This window comes from Sphingopyxis sp. (assembly GCF_035565275.1).
In the GTDB taxonomy this organism is placed as follows: domain Bacteria; phylum Pseudomonadota; class Alphaproteobacteria; order Sphingomonadales; family Sphingomonadaceae; genus Sphingopyxis.
Window position 1 is genome coordinate 1 of sequence record NZ_DATMST010000330.1, and the last position, 1,580, is coordinate 1,580.

Here is a 1,580-nt window from a genome sequence, read left to right on the forward strand (position 1 = left end):
GCGGACGGTCGCCGCCGGCGCGCGGTCCATCGCCGCCCGGGCCGGCGCCTTCACCGCGCCGTCCAGCACCCGGCCCGCGCTCTTCCTGTTGGCCGAAACTCTTGCCGAAATTGAGGCCCCAGCGAATCTGAGAATTTTCGGCACGGTCGAAATTGACAGCCCGCTGATCGAGCGCGATCAGCACGCCATTGTCGTCGCGCGTCACGCGGTCGGGGAATGCCGCCTCGATCTCGGGCGTCAGCAAAGGAAAGCTGTTCGCAGTGTCGTAGCTCTTGTTCTTGTTGTAATTGATCGAGAAATTCAGTCCCTCAACCATCGGTGGCGACCAGTTGAGCCCGAGCTTCAGGTCGCGGCGCTGCTCGGCGAGCAGGAACGGATTGCCCCCCGTCGTCGTCGTGATCTGCACCGTCTGGCCGGTGGAGAAGTCGTAATAATTGACTGCCGGCGTCACCAGCGGCGCCGCGCCGAGTTGCTGGATCCCTGGCGCCGCCTCGTCATTATTGAAGCTCGCGATCAGCGACAGATTATCGGTCACGCCCCAGTTGAGATTGGCGCCCCAGCTTTTGAGTGCTTCGAAATCGCTGGGATTCTGGACCTGACCGCTCAGCGTCAGCGACACGCGGCCGATCTTGCCCACCTCATATTCGGGATCGAGCAGCGGCACCGTCAGCGAGCCGAAAACCCCGGGCAGGTCGCGCGACAGGTCGGTCGTCGTGATGCCGTCGGCACGGTCGGACCGGCTGTCGAAACGGAGACCCGAATAGCTGCCGGTCATCGACAGGCGGATCGGACCCGCCCACCCCTCGGTCACCGTACCCGACAGATTGGCGTTACCGCCGAAGGTTTGCTGGCTGCTGTCGAACCGGTCGGTCGATGCCACGCCCTCGACGACGCGATCGGTGAAGGTGCGTTGATCGGCGTCGGCATAATTGCCCGTGACCGACCAGCGCCAGTCGCCCAGCATCCCGTTGACGCTGGCAGTCGTGGTCAGGTTGCGTTCGCGGCTGTCGCGTTCGAGGGGATCGCCGACGCCGCCCAGCCCGGGACCGAGCAGCGAGAGCGTATCGGTCTGGTCGAAGCGCACGTTGATCGACGCGTCGGTGACCTTGTTCAGGCTGCGCTGGATCGTCGCGTCGATCGAATATTCGTCCGACGCGCCGAGCAGGCTGCGCGCGGGCGCTTCGGCCGCCTGATCGACGTCACCGCGATAATCGATGTTCCGCTCGCTCTCGAGCAGCATCGACTTATGCTCCCAGCCACCATTGACGTTCAGGCGGCCATTGTCGCCGATCGCGAGGAAACTCGGCTGGATTTCGCTCTGGAATCGCCCGCCCTGCGTCGGGATGCCCCCCTCGCCTTCGACCGCGATCTGGCGAAAATCGGGCTTGAGCACCATGTTGACGACGCGCTCGTCGGCCGAATAGCCATATTGCAGCGCGACCTCCTCGGGGAACACCTCGACCTTGGCGATCGCTTCGGGGGGCAGGTTGCGCACTTCGCCGAAACCGCCGATGCGGCGCCCGTTGACGAGGATGATCGGCCGCCCGCCGCCGCGCCCGCGGCCCGAGCGCGTTTGCGGC

1 pseudogene is annotated in these 1,580 nt (G+C 65.3%); it reads right to left on the reverse strand.

What is annotated here, in order from left to right:
* Positions 1–1,580: pseudogene (locus VN047_RS21615) on the reverse strand (ABC transporter ATP-binding protein); the annotation flags it as partial.